The 15,390-nt window shown below is 64.1% G+C and carries 13 protein-coding genes, 1 other RNA gene and 1 pseudogene; 8 read left to right on the top strand and 7 right to left on the bottom strand.

Annotation, left to right across the window (positions count from 1 at the left end; translation table 11 throughout):
- The first annotated feature begins 64 nt into the window (after positions 1 to 64).
- Both SALB1_RS16905 and SALB1_RS16900 read left to right on the top strand, forming a co-directional pair.
- The gene (locus SALB1_RS16905) at positions 65 to 901 is read left to right on the top strand and encodes a pyruvate, water dikinase regulatory protein (protein WP_109995514.1); all 837 of its coding nucleotides are present in this window, start codon (positions 65 to 67) and stop codon (positions 899 to 901) included.
- Positions 902 to 959: 58 nt separating this feature from the next.
- The gene (locus SALB1_RS16900; protein ID WP_109994910.1) at positions 960 to 1,433 is read left to right on the top strand and encodes a DUF1249 domain-containing protein; all 474 of its coding nucleotides are present in this window, start codon (positions 960 to 962) and stop codon (positions 1,431 to 1,433) included.
- A gap of 62 nt (positions 1,434 to 1,495) precedes the next feature.
- On the opposite strand, the gene SALB1_RS16895 is transcribed toward SALB1_RS16900, so the two are convergent.
- Positions 1,496 to 3,229 carry a potassium/proton antiporter gene (locus tag SALB1_RS16895; protein ID WP_109994909.1) on the bottom strand — a complete coding sequence of 578 codons (1,734 nt, stop codon included), beginning with the start codon at positions 3,227 to 3,229 and terminating at the stop codon, positions 1,496 to 1,498.
- A gap of 142 nt (positions 3,230 to 3,371) precedes the next feature.
- On the opposite strand from SALB1_RS16895, the gene SALB1_RS16890 reads away from it, so the two are divergent.
- Complete coding sequence (locus SALB1_RS16890) at positions 3,372 to 4,202, top strand: sulfite exporter TauE/SafE family protein (RefSeq protein ID WP_109994908.1); 831 nt, start codon at positions 3,372 to 3,374, stop codon at positions 4,200 to 4,202.
- Positions 4,203 to 4,314: 112 nt separating this feature from the next.
- Here the strand turns inward: SALB1_RS16890 and ssrA are convergent.
- Positions 4,315 to 4,673: a transfer-messenger RNA gene (gene ssrA / locus SALB1_RS16885) on the bottom strand.
- A gap of 103 nt (positions 4,674 to 4,776) precedes the next feature.
- Positions 4,777 to 6,114 (bottom strand): IS200/IS605 family accessory protein TnpB-related protein, encoded by a 1,338-nt coding sequence (locus SALB1_RS16880; RefSeq protein WP_199678846.1) that lies wholly within the window; start codon positions 6,112 to 6,114, stop codon positions 4,777 to 4,779.
- Between the two features lie 31 nt (positions 6,115 to 6,145).
- Here SALB1_RS16880 and tnpA point away from each other — a divergent pair.
- Positions 6,146 to 6,564, top strand: a pseudogene (tnpA, locus tag SALB1_RS20020) (IS200/IS605 family transposase).
- A 56-nt stretch (positions 6,565 to 6,620) separates the two neighbouring features.
- On the opposite strand, the gene smpB reads toward tnpA, so the two are convergent.
- On the bottom strand, positions 6,621 to 7,100 hold the full coding sequence (gene smpB, locus SALB1_RS16870) for an SsrA-binding protein SmpB (RefSeq protein WP_109994907.1): 480 nt from the start codon (positions 7,098 to 7,100) through the stop codon (positions 6,621 to 6,623).
- Positions 7,101 to 7,137: 37 nt separating this feature from the next.
- Between smpB and SALB1_RS16865 the strand changes: the two genes are divergently transcribed.
- Together SALB1_RS16865 and SALB1_RS16860 are read left to right on the top strand one after the other, a co-directional pair.
- A complete protein-coding gene (locus SALB1_RS16865; protein ID WP_109994906.1) occupies positions 7,138 to 8,532 on the top strand; it encodes a sodium-dependent transporter in 1,395 nt (464 codons plus the stop codon).
- A 20-nt stretch (positions 8,533 to 8,552) separates the two neighbouring features.
- Complete coding sequence (locus tag SALB1_RS16860) at positions 8,553 to 8,846, top strand: RnfH family protein (protein ID WP_109994905.1); 294 nt, start codon at positions 8,553 to 8,555, stop codon at positions 8,844 to 8,846.
- Here the strand turns inward: SALB1_RS16860 and SALB1_RS16855 are convergent.
- The 3 genes from SALB1_RS16855 to SALB1_RS16845 all read right to left on the bottom strand — a co-directional run bounded on the left by SALB1_RS16855 (position 8,843) and on the right by SALB1_RS16845 (position 12,449).
- Positions 8,843 to 9,394, bottom strand: a complete 552-nt coding sequence (locus SALB1_RS16855) for an outer membrane protein assembly factor BamE (protein ID WP_158590797.1) — start codon at positions 9,392 to 9,394, stop codon at positions 8,843 to 8,845. The two genes, SALB1_RS16860 and SALB1_RS16855, sit on opposite strands and share 4 nt — an antisense overlap.
- A gap of 411 nt (positions 9,395 to 9,805) precedes the next feature.
- The gene (gene recN / locus SALB1_RS16850) at positions 9,806 to 11,488 is read right to left on the bottom strand and encodes a DNA repair protein RecN (protein WP_109994903.1); all 1,683 of its coding nucleotides are present in this window, start codon (positions 11,486 to 11,488) and stop codon (positions 9,806 to 9,808) included.
- Between the two features lie 67 nt (positions 11,489 to 11,555).
- Positions 11,556 to 12,449 carry an NAD(+)/NADH kinase gene (locus SALB1_RS16845; protein ID WP_109994902.1) on the bottom strand — a complete coding sequence of 298 codons (894 nt, stop codon included), beginning with the start codon at positions 12,447 to 12,449 and terminating at the stop codon, positions 11,556 to 11,558.
- A 230-nt stretch (positions 12,450 to 12,679) separates the two neighbouring features.
- On the opposite strand from SALB1_RS16845, the gene grpE reads away from it, so the two are divergent.
- Both grpE and dnaK read left to right on the top strand, forming a co-directional pair.
- Positions 12,680 to 13,306 carry a nucleotide exchange factor GrpE gene (grpE, locus tag SALB1_RS16840; RefSeq protein WP_109994901.1) on the top strand — a complete coding sequence of 209 codons (627 nt, stop codon included), beginning with the start codon at positions 12,680 to 12,682 and terminating at the stop codon, positions 13,304 to 13,306.
- A gap of 114 nt (positions 13,307 to 13,420) precedes the next feature.
- Complete coding sequence (dnaK, locus tag SALB1_RS16835) at positions 13,421 to 15,376, top strand: molecular chaperone DnaK (protein ID WP_109994900.1); 1,956 nt, start codon at positions 13,421 to 13,423, stop codon at positions 15,374 to 15,376.
- Positions 15,377 to 15,390 lie beyond the last annotated feature (14 nt).

The raw sequence follows: 15,390 nt of genomic DNA, 5'->3' as shown, positions 1-15,390 counted from the left end.
GGTTGCGGTGCCGGCCGATGCATGGCCTCTGGTGGTCGCGCGGATCGTCGGGCACGATGACACCATGAGTACGACCGATGCCCCGCTGCGTTCCATTTTCTTTTTGTCCGATCGAACCGGCATCACGGCCGAGACGCTCGGCGCCACGCTGTTGACGCAGTTCGACGAGAGTCAGTTCAAGCAGTCGACGCTGCCGTTCATCAACTCCGATGAAAAAGCGCGTACCGCACTCGAATACATCGAGCACATGGGGCGCACGACCGGTCTCAAGCCGATCGTGTTCTCGACGACCGTGTCGGACAGCGTTCGTCACATACTGCGCAGCGGCAACGTATTGTTCATGGATCTGTTCGACAGCTTCCTGCCGCCGCTCGAGGCGGAGCTGGAGACGAAGTCGAGCCATCTGGAAGGGCGCGCGCACGGCATCGCCGACAAGGATGTCTACGAATCGCGCATCGAGGCCATGAACTACGCCCTGACGCACGACGACGGCGTCGGCGAGCAGGGTTACGGCGACGCCCATGTGATCCTGGTCGCGCCATCGCGTTGCGGCAAGACGCCGGTGTGCATCTACCTTGCCATGCAGCACGGCATCTACGCGGCCAACTATCCCCTCGCCGAGGAAGACTTTGAAGGGCGTCGATTGCCGTCAGCGCTGGCGCCGCACAAGGACAAGCTCTACGGCCTGTGCATCTCGGCGGATCGCCTGCACCAGATCCGCAGCGCGCGCCGACGCGGCAGTCGGTATGCGGATGTCGGCCAGGTCAGTTACGAATTGCGTCAGGCCGAGCAGCTGTACAAGCGCCACGGCATTCCCTTTTCCGATACCACCAACAAGTCGATCGAGGAGATCGCGACGCTCATCATGGAAGACAAGCACCTGCGGCGACGGTCGTTCTGATGCCCGGGTGTCGTGATTCGTCAGTTGAAATGGCCGTGGTCTGCCTTATAGTCGCGCAATGGTTAAAGTAAAGCGCAACCACTGGCTCGCGGCGGCCACCCCGCGGAGCTTCACCGGCCTCATGGGGCTTTACGAGAGCAATTACCGGCGTTTCGAACGGCTTGCTCCGGAGCTCGATCTGCCGTTCGAGCACGCCACCTCCGTGGGCGAGGACGCGACACTGCATCTGCGTGTCATCGAGCGTTGCCGTTACACGACAACGGTCCACCTGACTTACTGGTTCGGTGACGGCGACACAGCGCGCGCCGACCCGGATTTGACGCTGCGCCTGTATCGCGACGCCCAGCTGGCCGAGGCCATCTACTGTGATGCGCGTTCGCGCTATGCCTCGCTGGCGGGTGTGCCCGATATCGACGACGCGGTGCTCGACAGCCAGTGGCCGCGCAACCTGCTGCTCAACAAGTGGCTGGCCTATTGTCTGGCCCAGGGCCACAGCTTCGGCGGCGCCAATCGTCCCCGTATGGCGCCGTAGGGCCGGCGGGATCTCGTGCCGAGTGATGGCGGCGCGAGCCCTGGCATGATCGGGGCGAGACCCTATCGCTCAAGGGATGGATCCGGCGCCAGCTGAAGCCCGACCTGATCGATGGTCCCGGCATCCAGGCGGCGCACGATCAGACGCAGGGGCCCCAGTTCCACGATGTCGCCCGCCACGGGGCGGCGTCGCAGGCGCTTGCGCATGAGGTGGGCCACATCGGTTCGACGCTCGTCTTCTGAAAGCGGGATGCCGTAGACATCCGCAAGCTCGCCGCTCGGCGCTCGGCCCGCCAGCGTGAAGGGGCCGAAGAACCGCCCCGGGGCCACGCCGTCGTGGCCCGTATCGCCGCGGAACAGGCGCCCGAGGTCGCTGCAATGGCTGCGGGCGGCCAGCAGATAGAGTTTATCGCCCACCGCGTAGACGAAACCGCGGCGCGGGAAACGTAATCGCGAACCGCGCGTGACCGCGATCACGCGCAGGTGGTCATAGCGCGTCAACGCCTCGCCCGCGGTGTTGGCCAGGGTCGAATCCGCCTCGATTCGGAACGCCATGATCTGGAACTGATCGTCACGCTCGCCTTCCAGGTCGAAGGTTTCGGTGGGCAGCGGCGCTTCGGGGACCTGCAGCTTGAGCAAGCGAGCCATCGCGCCGAGCGAGGTGCCTTGAATCAGCAGCGACACGAGGACCACGGCGAAGGTCAGGTCGAACAGGAACTGTCCGCCCTCGAGATTGATCATCAGCGGAAACAGCGACAGCACGATCGGAACCGCACCGCGCAATCCGACCCAGGCAATGAACCCCTGTTCGCGGATGGGGAAATGAAACGGCAGCAGACTCAACCACACGGCGGCCGGACGGGCGACGAAAATCAGAAACAGGGCAATCAGGAATGCCGGGGCCGCGTCGGCCCACAGCTGGCTCGGGTTCACCAGCAGGCCGAGCACCAGAAACATGCCCGCCTGCGCCAGCCAGGCCAGGCCGTCCATGACCCGAAAGACATGTTCGGTGGCTTCGTTGCGCCGGTTGCCGACCACCACGCCGAGCAGGTAGATGCCAAGAAAGCCGCTGCCGCCCAGCTGATTGATAGCGGTAAAGGCCATCACGCCCCCCGAGGCGATGAGCAGGGCATACAGCCCTTCGACGAGGGGCAATCGCGAAGCCAGCCACGACAACGCATAACCGAGCGCAACGCCGCCGATCGCGCCGATGCCGAACTGTCGGACCAGTTCCTCGCCGACGTTGGTGATATCGAGTCCCTTGCTCTGGCCGATGGCGCTCATCAGGTAGGTGACCAGGAAGATAGCCATGGGATCGTTGGTGCCGGACTCGATCTCGAGCGTGGCGCTGACCCGCTGGTTGAGGGTGACGCCGCTGCTGCGCAGCTGCGAGAAGACCGCGGCCGCGTCCGTGCTGGCCACGATCGAGCCCAGTAGCAGCCCGTAGCGCCAGTCGACATGGAGCACGAGTGCAATGAACGCCCCGGCCAGCGATGCGGAGACCAGGACCCCGACCGTGGCGAGCGACAGCGCCGGCCGCAGGGCGACGCGGAAGGTTTCCAGCGAGGTGCGCAGCCCGCCATCGAGCAGAATGACCGCCAGCGCGAGATTGGCGATAAAGAAAGCCAGCGGGACGCTGTCGAACTGAATATGTCCGATCCCTTCGCTGCCCGCGAGCATGCCGCAGACCAGAAAAATCAATAGCAGGGGCGGGCCGAACCGGGCCAGCGAACTCGCGAGCACGCTAAGGAAAAGTATCAGGCCGAGGAAAAACAGAATGATGTTGATATTGCTCATGCGGCAACAGAGGGGGGGCAGCGGCGCGTCGGCCTGAACCCTAACCGATCCCGCGTTTACGCCGACCTGAACGGGGTTGAGCTGCACGGCTTGTAAGTTCGTATTAGAATAAGCAAAGAACCGCAGAGAATATGAGGCCGTGATGACGATTTTATGCGGCGTACTGGTCGGACTGGCCCTGGGGCTGACGGGCGGCGGCGGATCGATATTCGCGGTGCCGCTGCTGATCTATGGTCTTAATGTGGCGCCTCGCGATGCGGTCGCCATATCGCTGATCGCCGTGGCGGTCACCGCCGCGTTCGGTGCGGTCGAGGGCGGTCTTCGGCGCGTGCTCGAACTGCGCGCCGCGGGGATCTTCGCCGCCGCCGGCGTGGTTTTTGCGCCCGTGGGCGTATGGCTCGGCGATCTCGTGCCCGCCAACGTGACGGTCGTCGCGTTCGCTGGCCTCATGCTCGTCGTGGCGGGGCGCATGATCATCAACGCCTATCGTGCGCCGGAACAGGCACGCGTGATCCGGGCGCGGGTCGCGGACGATGCGGCCACGGACGCGGCGACGGTCTGCCGCTACAGCGCCGATGGCCGGCTCCGGCTCACGGCACGCTGCAGTGTCGCGCTGCTGGCGTCCGGCGTTCTGGTGGGGGTGTTGTCGGGCTTTTTCGGCGTAGGCGGCGGGTTTCTGATCGTCCCGGCGCTGATGCTTGTCACCGAAATGGGCATTCACCGCGCGGTCTCGACGTCCCTGCTCGTGATTGCGCTCGTGGGCCTGTCGGGCGTGATCTCCGCGGTTGTGGCCGGGCGCCATATCCAGCCCGTGCTGACCGGCCTGTTCATAGTCGGCGGCATCATGGGCATGGGGGCTGGCCGAACGCTGGCGCAATACCTGGCCGGCCGAACGCTGCAGCGGGTGTTCGCCCTGGGCATGATCGCAATCGCCGTCATGATGCTGCTGGAGCGACTCGGCTTATTGTCGTAGGCGCCAGCCGCCCGGGCTAGGGGCGAAAAAAAGCCCGCCACGGTGAGCCGCGGCAGGCTTGGCTTGGTCGAGTCACGGATACGCTGTCGGCGTATTTTCGTGCTCCATCTGTTGGTGGAGGCGGCGGGAATCGAACCCGCGTCCGCGGATTCTCAACCCTCGGGTCTACATGCTTATTTCGTCTTTGATTGTCGGCATGAGCTACCCGACGAAAAGGGACAACTCACGCGTATCTTCGTTTACTCTTAACGGGTCGGCCCGAAGCGGGGCCTTGCCGCGAGTCTGTGAGAGTCGATACCCGGGACCGGAAGCACAGACACTTGCCGGGCGGGCACCAGCGGGCTTTAAGCCGCTAGAGCGTAGTTGTCGTCGTTCGCAACTAGCTTAGGGTGCAAACGGATTAACGAGGAAGATTGCAACCTCGGCATGCACCTCGGGTTTTGACATCCGCGTCGAAGCCATGTCGCCCCCGAAAAAGCGTCCTTATTGTAACAGCCTTCAGCATGAGGCTGTGGTTTTGATTTTGAAACCTCCGACGACTCATTCGAAGAATTGAGTCGCGGAATCCGATCACTCACCTCGTAGTGGGCTGGGCAGCCCACAACGTGGAGAGTGTCACCGGGTTTCCCGGTGTGGCGCCGGACTTTGGCCGGCGACCACCCGCCGTCGCCTTGCGGCGTCGGCGGAAGTGAACCAGACCCCGGGCCGCGATGTTGTATGCGGCATTGAGATCGGCGTTGTAACGTTTGCCCGTCGCAAACGAGCACAGACTGGCATTACCCGCATCGCGCCGCACCGGCCCTGACCCGTCGAAAGCCTGACGCGAGGTTCCCCGGGCATGAATCGCCTGGCAGCGCAGACCGGCTTCCGTGGCCTTCGACTCGATGCAGCCCACCAGTTGCCGGTGGAACCAGCGATGAAATCGCTGCTTCATCGTCGAGCGCCGGCGGCCGGCCTTCGGTCGCCAGCCCTTGAGGTTTTCCACGATCACCGCCTGACAGCCGTGTTCCTGTGCGGTATTCACCAGCTGTCGACTGATCTGGTGGGCCTGATTGTTCGACAGTTGGCGTAGCCGCCGATGATCGGCGGCGGCAAACCCGGACGGCAGACGGCAGCCGTGCCGGGTATGGGTCACGGCCGCCGATCGGATACGGGCCATGATGCGATGCGACCGGTCTTTGTCGCTTCGATCGAGAAAGCCCCGATCGTGCACAGTGCCGGTGGCATCGACCACCGCCCAGGTGGCTGCCGTGTTGATGCCCACGTCGACCGATAACACGCATTCGACGTGAGCGGGTTCGGGTAAGGTCACCGTCGTGGTGACCGGGACCGAGAGGAACCAGCGCGCGCCCCGGACGGTCAGCGACGGGGATCGGATCGTGCCCTTGGGCATATAGCGAGGCTTGCCCTGAAGCTTGAAGTCCATCCAGACCCAGTCGTTGTGATGCCGGACCTTGATCCGGCACGAGCGCATATCGGCATCGAACTGGATGCATTGGCCGGAATACAGGCTGGGAAAGGTGCCCGTGGCGCAGGTCAGCCGCGGCGGCCGGGCGTTCGGGTGCTTGCGCTCTCCAATCTGCCAAGCGTCATAGCGGGTCATGAACGACCGCACCTGACCGGCGGCATCCATGATCGCCGCCCGCCGTAGATAGCTTGGGAACTTGTAGTAACGCTTGGCGAAATAGCCGTAACGAACGACCCGGCGTTTAGCCGTGGGATGTATCAAGGCCTCAATCGGGGCGACGATCGCATTGTCGCTGTGCGCCCCCAGCGTGTGCCAGTGCGCTATCACCACCCCCATCAGATCCCGCACCAGGGCACGATAGATCGCCAGCGTGGCCCGCAGCGCTTCGCGCTGCGGCGCTGTGTCGGCTTTGAGGGCGAGTCGGTCGCTGCGTACAATGTTCATTTTTAGATAACGTATTAGAGAATCGCCGAAGATGCAATCCAGAACGACAATTAAAACACGGAACCATGCGGCCTATCGGCTGCATTATCATGTCGTCCTGGCAATTAAATACCGAAACAAAGTCATTACTCCTGACATGCAGGAGCGCCTCCGTGACGTGTTCGCGCATGTGCTATCGAAATGGGGTGCGAACTAACCGAGTGCAACGGGGAGGTTGATCAGGTTCATCTGCTCATCGAGGCGCATCCTGCGCTGGACTTGTCACGGTTGATCGGCAACCTGAAGACCGTCAGTGCTCGCCGCATGCGGCAAGAGTTTGCTGACCACCTAGCCGTTTTCTTCTGGAAACCGTACTTCTGGTCCCGCGCTTACGGCGTAACCACCACCGGAGGCGCCAACTTGGCCACGGTCAAAGACTATGTGCGCTCACAAGGTGAGCGTGGCGCCTAGACCCGCGACTCATTCGAAGAATCGAGTCGGGGAATGCGGCGCTTTTTTGTTCAAGCTCAGCCGTCGGTGCGCATGATCTGGGCCTTGCGCCGCTGCCAGTCCTGGGTTTTCTTGGTTTGGCGTTTGTCGTACTTGGCCTTGCCCTTGGCCAGCGCGATCTCGAGTTTGGCCTTGCCACGGCGCCAGTACATCGCGAGAGGGACGATCGTATAGCCTTTCTGTTCGGTCGCGCCCACCAGCGTCGCCAGCTCACGCTCATGCAGCAGCAATTTGCGTGTCCGGGTGGCATCCGCGACCACGTGGGTGGAGGCCGATTCCAGTGGTTGTATATGGCTGCCCAACAGGAACGCTTCCCGGTCCTTGATCAGGACGTAGGCTTCCGCGATCCGGCCCTTGCCCGCGCGCAGTGATTTGACTTCCCAGCCTTCGAGAACCAGCCCGGCCTCCAGGCGGTCTTCGATGAAAAAATCGTGACGCGCGCGTCGGTTGAGCGCGATCGTGCTCGATGGCTGTTTCTTGTCCTTGCTCTTACTCATAGACTTATTATAGCCGCCGAGGCAAGCTTTGCGGGCCATGGCGCTTACTTATCGTCCGCTACCGCAGCTCTGGTCCTCTTCCGCGCGATTCGTAATCGTCTGCACGGCGGCGATCGTGAGCCTCGGTGATTTCTGGCGCCTGCCTTATCTGTTGTCGGCCTATGGCGGTTCGGCGTTCCTGCTTATGTACGTGCTGGCGCTGGTTCTGATGGGCATGCCGGTGTTCAGCGCGCAGGTGCTGATGGCGCGCGGCGCCCACACCGATGTGCCTGGGGTGGTGGCGCTATGGACGCGCGGTACGCCGCATTCGCGACTCTGGACAGCCGGCGCATACGTCACGCTTCTGGGCGCCCTGCTGTTGTTGGCCGCTTATGCGGTGATTGCAAGCTGGTCGCTGGCCTACAGCATGCGGGCCGTGTTCACGGGCCTGGGCGGCGGCACGATGAGCCAGGCGGCGAGCCGGTTCGTGGCGTTCGCGCGCGACGGCGAGCGCGGTCTGGGCTGGCTGTTGCTGTTCGTTCTGCTGCTGGTGGCCACCACGGCGCGCGGCCTGCCACGCGGCACGGAGCCGGTCATGCGCACGCTGGCGGCGTGCATGCTCGGCTTGCTGAGCCTGTTGCTTATCGTCGTGATCTGGCACGGGCCGGCGCGCGGGGCGGCCGGGCATCTGTTCAGTTTCGATCCCGATGCGCTCGGTGTGCGGGGCGTTCTCGAGGCGTTCTACCAGGCATTCTTCTCGTTGAGTCTGGGCACGGGGGTGATTGTGGCGCTGGCCTCGCATCTGCCGGCCCGGGCGCCGGCGGTGCGGTTGTCGGCGATGGTGATCATTGCCAGTCAGGTGGTCGCGCTCGCGTTCGCCGTGGTGCTCGCGAGCCTGGTGCCCGGTATCGGGGATCAATTCTCGGCCGGGGTGCAACGTATATTCGAAGTGCTACCGGCCAGCGTGCAGCCCGCCTGGACCATGGCGCTGCTGTTCGTGTTGCTGGCCATGATCAGCATGACGACCGGCATCGGTCTGTTCGAGTTGCTGGTGCAGGCGGTTTCCCATCGGGCGCGGGTGCCGCGGATGCAGGCGTCGGTGTACACGGGGCTGGTGGTTGCCGCGCTCGGGCTGGCCGCGCAGAATGCGTTCGGCGTGCTATCGGATTGGCGTGTGTTCGGTTACAACCTGTTCGATTGTTTCAGTCTGGTCAGCGCGCGCTGGCTGATTCCGATCACCGGGCTCATGCTCTGTGTGCTGGTTGGCCGCGTGCTCGCGCGGCGTCGCCTGGCCCAGGCGTGGACCCCACAGGGTGAGGCGACCGGTCGCGACGCGGCCACGTTCGCGATTTGGCACGGTCTGCTGCGCTATCCGGCGCGCATCGCGCTGATCGCGGTTGTGGCTTATGCGCTGGGCGCACTGCGCCTTGCCGAATCCATCTGGGCCCCCTGATTCGAATGAGCCGGGACGCAATGAAGCAGGTCGATGTCGTGTTTGCATTGCCGGGGCGATGCTGGCGCGAATCCGTGCGGATCCAGGCGCACGCGACGGCCGCGCAGGTCGCGAATGCATCCGGGTTGGACGCGGTCTGTCGGGCCGAAACCGGGCAGGCACCATCGGCTTACGGCGTGTACGGTCGCAAAATCGGTGGGGAACAAGTGATTGCGGACGGGCAGCGCCTGGAACTGTATCGCCCGCTGACGGCCGATCCGCGCGAGCGGCGCCGGCGCCGCGCCGGAACGGATGGCGCAGCGCCGACGGCCTAGTTCGGCTGCCCGGGGAGGGCCGGGCCCTTGTGCGGCAGCGGATTTTGTACGGTGGGCTGGTTTTGGGTCTGCACGGTCGAGTTCGCGCCGGGCAGATTGTTGCCGGCCCCGGGATTCGGCTGGGTGGCCTGCGGCGGCGCGCTGTGGCTGCCCTGTGCACTCGTCGTGCCGAGCGGCGTGCCCAGCCCGCTTGTGCCGCCGGGGCCGGACTGTTTGCCACCCTTGAATGCCTGGGCCGTGTATTCCTCGTCGCCCTCGATATCCGACAGCTTGCCGTTGACGAAGTACAGGTCGAGCTTCGACTGGCGCACGTGCGCGTTCGGATTGCGATAGTAGAAGACGTAATCCCAACGATCGGATTGGAACGGCGATTTGATCAGCGGCGTGCCGAGCACGTAGGCGACCTGCTTCTTGGTCATGCCTTTCTTGAGCTTGGCTACTTGATCGGCGGTCACGATGTTGCCCTGGACGATCGGGACACGAAAGAACACCGGGAGACTGCAGGCGGAAAGCGCGAGCAGGAGCACCAGCGCAGCGATTAGTTTCATAGAAAGGAACCCTTGATTAAATCGGCCGCGGCTCGCGCTTGCCATCGCAAATTGGACTCGGTGCGTCTTCGGCCCGCAGACCGGCTGGCGAAACGCCCGGGCGAACCCGGCGGCCGAGCCGAATAACGCGGCAGGGCGGCAGCCCGGGCCGAGCCCGTTCGGGGCCGGAGCTTCGCGCGCGCCTGCACGGCGTTATCGGTCGTTTATTGGCGCTCAGCAAACCGCTCTCCTTCTTCCTTGCCTGCCGCGCGCGAATTCCGCCGCGCGGCCGCCTCAGATCTGATCAGAGGTTGTGCCCCCATGTCGCGAACCGCATCATACGGCACGGCTTTTTCGCCTGCCAAACGATTGCATTCGCGCCTGCGGCGATTTCGGGGTCGGTCGATCGTGCATCTTGCCCCGTCCGGGCGCTCAGTCGGGTGCCGTGCCGGCCCGGGCAATCATGTCAGCCGCATGCGCGCGCGTCTGTTCGGTCAATTCGACGCCGCCCAGCATGCGCGCCAGTTCCTCGATGCGATCGTCGTCATCCAGCGCGATGATGCGCGTGCTCGTCTGCCGGTTTTTCACCTGCTTGGCGACATGCAGGTGGTGCTGGGCCTGCGCCGCCACCTGGGGCAGGTGTGTCACGCACAGCGCTTGGCCGCTGGCGCCGAGCGCGCGCAGTTGCCGGCCGACGATCTCGGCCACGCCGCCCCCGATGCCGGTATCGACCTCGTCGAACACCAGGGTCGGCACGCGCGTGCGCGCGGCTGCGATCACTTCAATCGCGAGGCTGATGCGGGACAGTTCGCCGCCGGAAGCGACCCGGTCGAGTGGGCGGGCGCTCTGGCCGGGATTGGCGGCGATCAGGAATTCGATGTGGTCGGTCCCGCGGGTCGAGACGCGTTCGCTGGCCCCGGGGCGCACGCGAACGCTGAATTCGCCTTCGGGCATGCCCAGGGAGCGAATGATGCCGGTGATGGCGCGGCCCAGCGGTTCGGCGGCGCGCAAACGCGCCTGGCTCAGGGTCCGTGCGGCGACCGTGTAGGCTTCGAGCTGTTTCTGTTCCGCGGCCTTGAGCTGGGCCCGCTTTTCGTCGGCCCCTTCCAGTTCGGCCAATTCGCAGCGCAGGCGTTCGGTCAGTGTGGGCAGTTCTTCCGGCGCGACATGATGCTTGCGCGCGATGTCGCGCAGCGTGCCGAGCCGGTTCTCGACTTCGGTGAAGCGCTGCGGGTCGATATCCAGGGCTTCGACGTGGCGGCGCAGGCTGTCGGCTGCCTCCTGGGCCTGGATCAGCGCATTGCCGACCAGTTCCGCGATGGGCCGGAATCCGGCGTCGATATCGCCAAGCTCGCACAGCAGTCGTTCCGTCGCGCCCAGACGGTCGGTGGCGGCCCCGTCTTCGGCCTCGTAGAGCAGGGCGAGTGCCCGCTGGCCGTCACCGATCAGGCGTTCGGCGCTGGCCAGCCGCTTGTGTTCGGCTTCCAGTGCCTCGAGCTCGCCGGCTTCGGGCCCCAGGGCGTCGAGTTCGTCGACTTGATAACGCAACAGATCGATTCGCGATTCGCCGCGGCCGTCGCGTTGCTCGATGCGTTCGATCGCCGCCCGCGTTGTGCGCAGTTGTCCGGCGGCCTCGGCCACCGCCCGCAGTGCCTCGGCATGTTCGCCGTATTCGTCCAGGAGGTCGCGCTGTGCGTCGCGTTTGAGTAGCGATTGATGCGCGTGCTGGCCATGAATGTCGACCAGGCATTCGCCAAGCGATTTGAGCTCGCGTACCGGCACGGGCGTGCCGTTGATCCAGCCGCGGCTGCGGCCTTCGCGGGCCACCACGCGGCGGATCACGCACTCATCGTCGGCATCCAGTTCGTGGTCGGCGAGCCAGGCCGCCGCGGCGGGGGCGTCGGCCAAGCTGAAGCGTGCGCTGATATCGGTTCGGTCGGCGCCTTCGCGTACGGCCGCGCCATCCGCGCGATTGCCAAGAATAAGGCTGAGTGCATCGACCAGGATCGATTTGCCGGCGCCGGTCTCGCCCGAGAGCACCGTCATGCCCGATCCGAATTCGACCGCCAGGCGGTCGATGATGGCGAAGTTACGGATGGTTATTTCTGCCAACATCGCTGTGTTCCGATTCGGCGCCGTGATACGGCACGATATGACTGTATGGAAATACAGTCCTACTGTATCAGACCCGATGCGCCTGTTGTCCCCGTCCCCAGTGGAGCTTGTTGCGCAGAATGTTGAAGTAGTCGTAACCGGGCGGGTGAATCAGGTTTAGGTTGTACGGGGCACGGGCGACGACCACGCTGTCGCCCGCGGCCAGGCCCCGGCTCAGTTGGCCGTCGCTGGTATACAGCGCGCCCCCCTCGATCGTCTGCGCGATGTGGATCTCGATTTCGTGCTCGGCATCCACGATGAGTGGCCGGTCGGACAGGGTATGCGGGCAGATCGGCACGAGGGCGAGCGCATTCAAGCCGGGATGCAGCACCGGGCCGCCACCGGACAGCGCGTAGGCGGTGGAGCCGGTGGGCGTGGCGATGACCATGCCGTCGGCGCGGTGGTGACTGATGAAGTCGCCGTTCATGTAAGTGTCGAAATCCAGCACCCGGGCGAACGCCTGGTTGCGGACTACGCACTCGTTGATGGCGGGCATGCCGTCGGCCTCGATCTCCCGGCCGGCCGGCTTGAGCCGCGCGCTGATCATCAGACGCGCCTCGGCGATGTAGCGACCCGCGAAAACGTCGTCGAACGTCGATTTCATGTCGTCGGGCAATACATCGACCATGAAGCCCAGCCGGCCGAGATTGATGCCCAGCAGCGGCACGCCGTGCGCGGCGACCGCACGCCCGGCGTCGAGCAGCGTACCGTCGCCGCCGACCACCACCACCAGATCGCTGGCCGCGCCCAGCTCGGCGCGTGAACAAGCTTCCACGCCGTAGATCGCGGGGTCGTGCGAATCGTCGATCAATACGCGCTTGCCGCGTCCGAGAAGGTCGGCGGTGAGTGCGTGCAGGGTGCGCATCACGCCGATATCGTCGCGTTTCGCGCAGATGCCGACGGTGGAGAAGAGGGTGCCCATCGAGGCCTAGTCCATGGCCGGGTGATGGGCCCAAGCATTCACAGGTTCGATGACAATTTCAACGCGCACGACCGGACGGGGACGCCGAGACGGGCGCCTGGAAACATTATTCGATGTCTTGAAATACGCACGGCCAGCCCAATTCTTGGCTTCAGTCCGCGCCGCGACCGCGTCATGGGTCCGGCGAACAGCCAACCGATTACCTGCCATATTGAAAGTGGGGATTTGTAATGAGTCAGCACGACGAGCGCCAGACGCCGCACGGCGAGCGGGATTCTGCCGCCGCGAACAGGCCGCAGCCGGACATCGAGCAGGCCCGGGACGGGCGTGAGGATGATGTGGATACCGGTGAGGCAAGCGCCGACAGCATGGACGAGACCGATGCGCTGAGCGCTGAGCTCGAGCAGGCCCGCGCCGACGCCGAGAAGTACCGCGATCAGGCCGTGCGTGCGGCTGCCGAGCTGGAAAATGTGCGCAAGCGGGCACAGCGCGATGTGGAATCCGCCCGGAAGTTCGCGATCGAGAAGTTCGCCACGGAGCTGCTCGGTGTGCGCGACAGCCTGGAGCTCGGCCTGAAGGCGGCCGAGGAGAACCAGGGGGATTTCGAAAAGCTCAAGGAAGGCATGGATATGACGTATCGCATGCTGGCTTCGAGCATGGAAAAGGTCGGCATCGAGCCGATCAATCCGGAAGGTGAGACCTTCAATCCGGAATATCACGAGGCCGTCTCCACCCAGCCGAGCGACGAGCTGGCGCCGAATACGGTGGCCTCGGTGATGCAGAAGGGCTACATGCTCAACGGGCGCGTACTCAGGGCTGCAATGGTCACTGTCGCGAAACCCACCGGCGAAGGCTAAAAAGCGGGGCGCGCCGCTTGAAAAGCAACGCGGATCGCCCCAAATCGATTGTCAAGCAACGTTTTGAGCCGCTGCCCACGCAGCGCAAATTGAAGAATCAAGAGGGACCAAGACATGGGCAAGATCATCGGTATCGACCTGGGCACCACCAACTCGTGTGTGGCGGTGCTGGAAGGTGACACGCCGAAAGTCATTGAAAACGCCGAAGGTGAACGCACGACGCCGAGTGTCGTCGCCTTCACCGACGATAACGAGACGCTGGTCGGCCGTCCGGCCAAGCGCCAGGCGGTAACCAACCCGACCAATACGCTGTATGCCATCAAGCGTCTGATCGGTCGTACCTTCGATGATCCGACCACGCAGAAGGACATCGAGTCCGTGTCGTACCAGATCGTCAAGTCCGATAACGGTGACGCCTGGGTTCAGGTGGGCGACAAGAAAATGGCACCGCCGGAGATCTCGGCCAAGGTGCTGCAGAAGATGAAGGCCACCGCCGAGGATTATCTGGGCGAGACGGTCACCGAAGCCGTGATCACCGTGCCGGCCTACTTCAATGACAGTCAGCGCCAGGCGACCAAGGATGCCGGTCGCATTGCCGGTCTCGACGTCAAGCGCATCATCAACGAGCCGACCGCGGCCGCGCTGGCCTATGGTCTGGACAAGAAGGGCGGCGACAAGAAGATCGCGGTCTACGATCTGGGCGGCGGTACCTTCGATATTTCGATCATCGAGGTCGCTGAAGTCGACGGCGAACACCAGTTCGAGGTGCACGCCACCAACGGCGACACCTTCCTCGGCGGCGAGGACTTCGACAACAAGATCATCGATCACATCGCCGACGAGTTCCAGAAGGAGCAGGGTGTCGATCTGCGCAAGGACAAGCTGGCCCTGCAGCGGCTCAAGGAAGCGGCCGAGAAGGCCAAGATCGAGTTGTCGTCGACCCAGCAGACCGAGGTCAACCTGCCTTATGTGACGGCCGACCAGTCGGGCCCGAAGCATCTCAACATGAAAATCACGCGGGCCAAGCTGGAGTCCCTGGTTGAGGATCTGGTGGCGCGCACGATCGATCCGTGCCGTACCGCGCTCAAGGACGCGGGCATGAAGGCCTCGGACATCGACGACGTGATCCTGGTCGGCGGCCAGACGCGCATGCCGGCGGTCCAGGAAGCGGTCAAGAGCTTCTTCGGTCAGGACGCCCGCAAGGACGTGAACCCGGATGAAGCCGTGGCCGTGGGTGCCGCCATTCAGGGTTCGGTCCTGTCGGGCGACACCAAGGACGTGCTGCTGCTGGATGTGACCCCGCTGTCGCTCGGTATCGAGACGCTCGGCGGCAAGATGACCAAGCTGATCGAAAAGAATACCACCATTCCGACCCGCAAATCGGAAACCTTCTCGACCGCCGAAGACAACCAGCCGGCCGTGACCGTGCACGTGCTCCAGGGTGAGCGCGAGCAGGCCAGCGCCAACAAGTCGCTGGGCCGCTTCGATCTGAGTGACATTCCGCCGGCACCGCGCGGCACGCCCCAGATCGAGGTCACCTTCGACATCGACGCCAACGGCATCCTGAATGTCTCGGCCAAGGACAAGGCGACCGGCAAGGAACAGTCGATCCAGATTCGCGCCTCGTCCGGCCTGTCCGATGACGAGATCGAGAAGATGGTCAAGGATGCCGAGGCGCATGCCGAGGAAGATGCCAAGTTCAATGAACTGATCACCGCGCGCAATCAGGCCGACAGCCTGATCCATGGCACCGAAAAGGCCATGCGCGATCTCGGCGACAAGGTGTCCGAGGACGAGAAGAAGCCGGTCAACGACGCCATCGCCGAACTGCGCACCGCGCTGGAAGGCGACGACAAGGACGACATCGAGGCCAAGACTCAGAAGCTGTCGGAAGCTTCGGCGCCGATCATGGAAAAGGCCTATAGCCAGGGCGGCGAACAGGGTCAGGAAGGCGCGGCCGAGGGCCAGCAGGGCCAATCGGGCCAAACCGGTAACGCCGAGGATGACGTGGTGGATGCCGACTTCGAGGAAGTCAAGGACGACGACAAGAAGTCGGGCACGAACTCGTAAGACCTGGCGGATGT

Origin of the sequence: Salinisphaera sp. LB1, assembly GCF_003177035.1 — a bacterium.
Classification (GTDB): Bacteria; Pseudomonadota; Gammaproteobacteria; order Nevskiales; family Salinisphaeraceae; genus Salinisphaera.
This window is presented reverse-complemented; position numbering and strand designations above follow the sequence as displayed.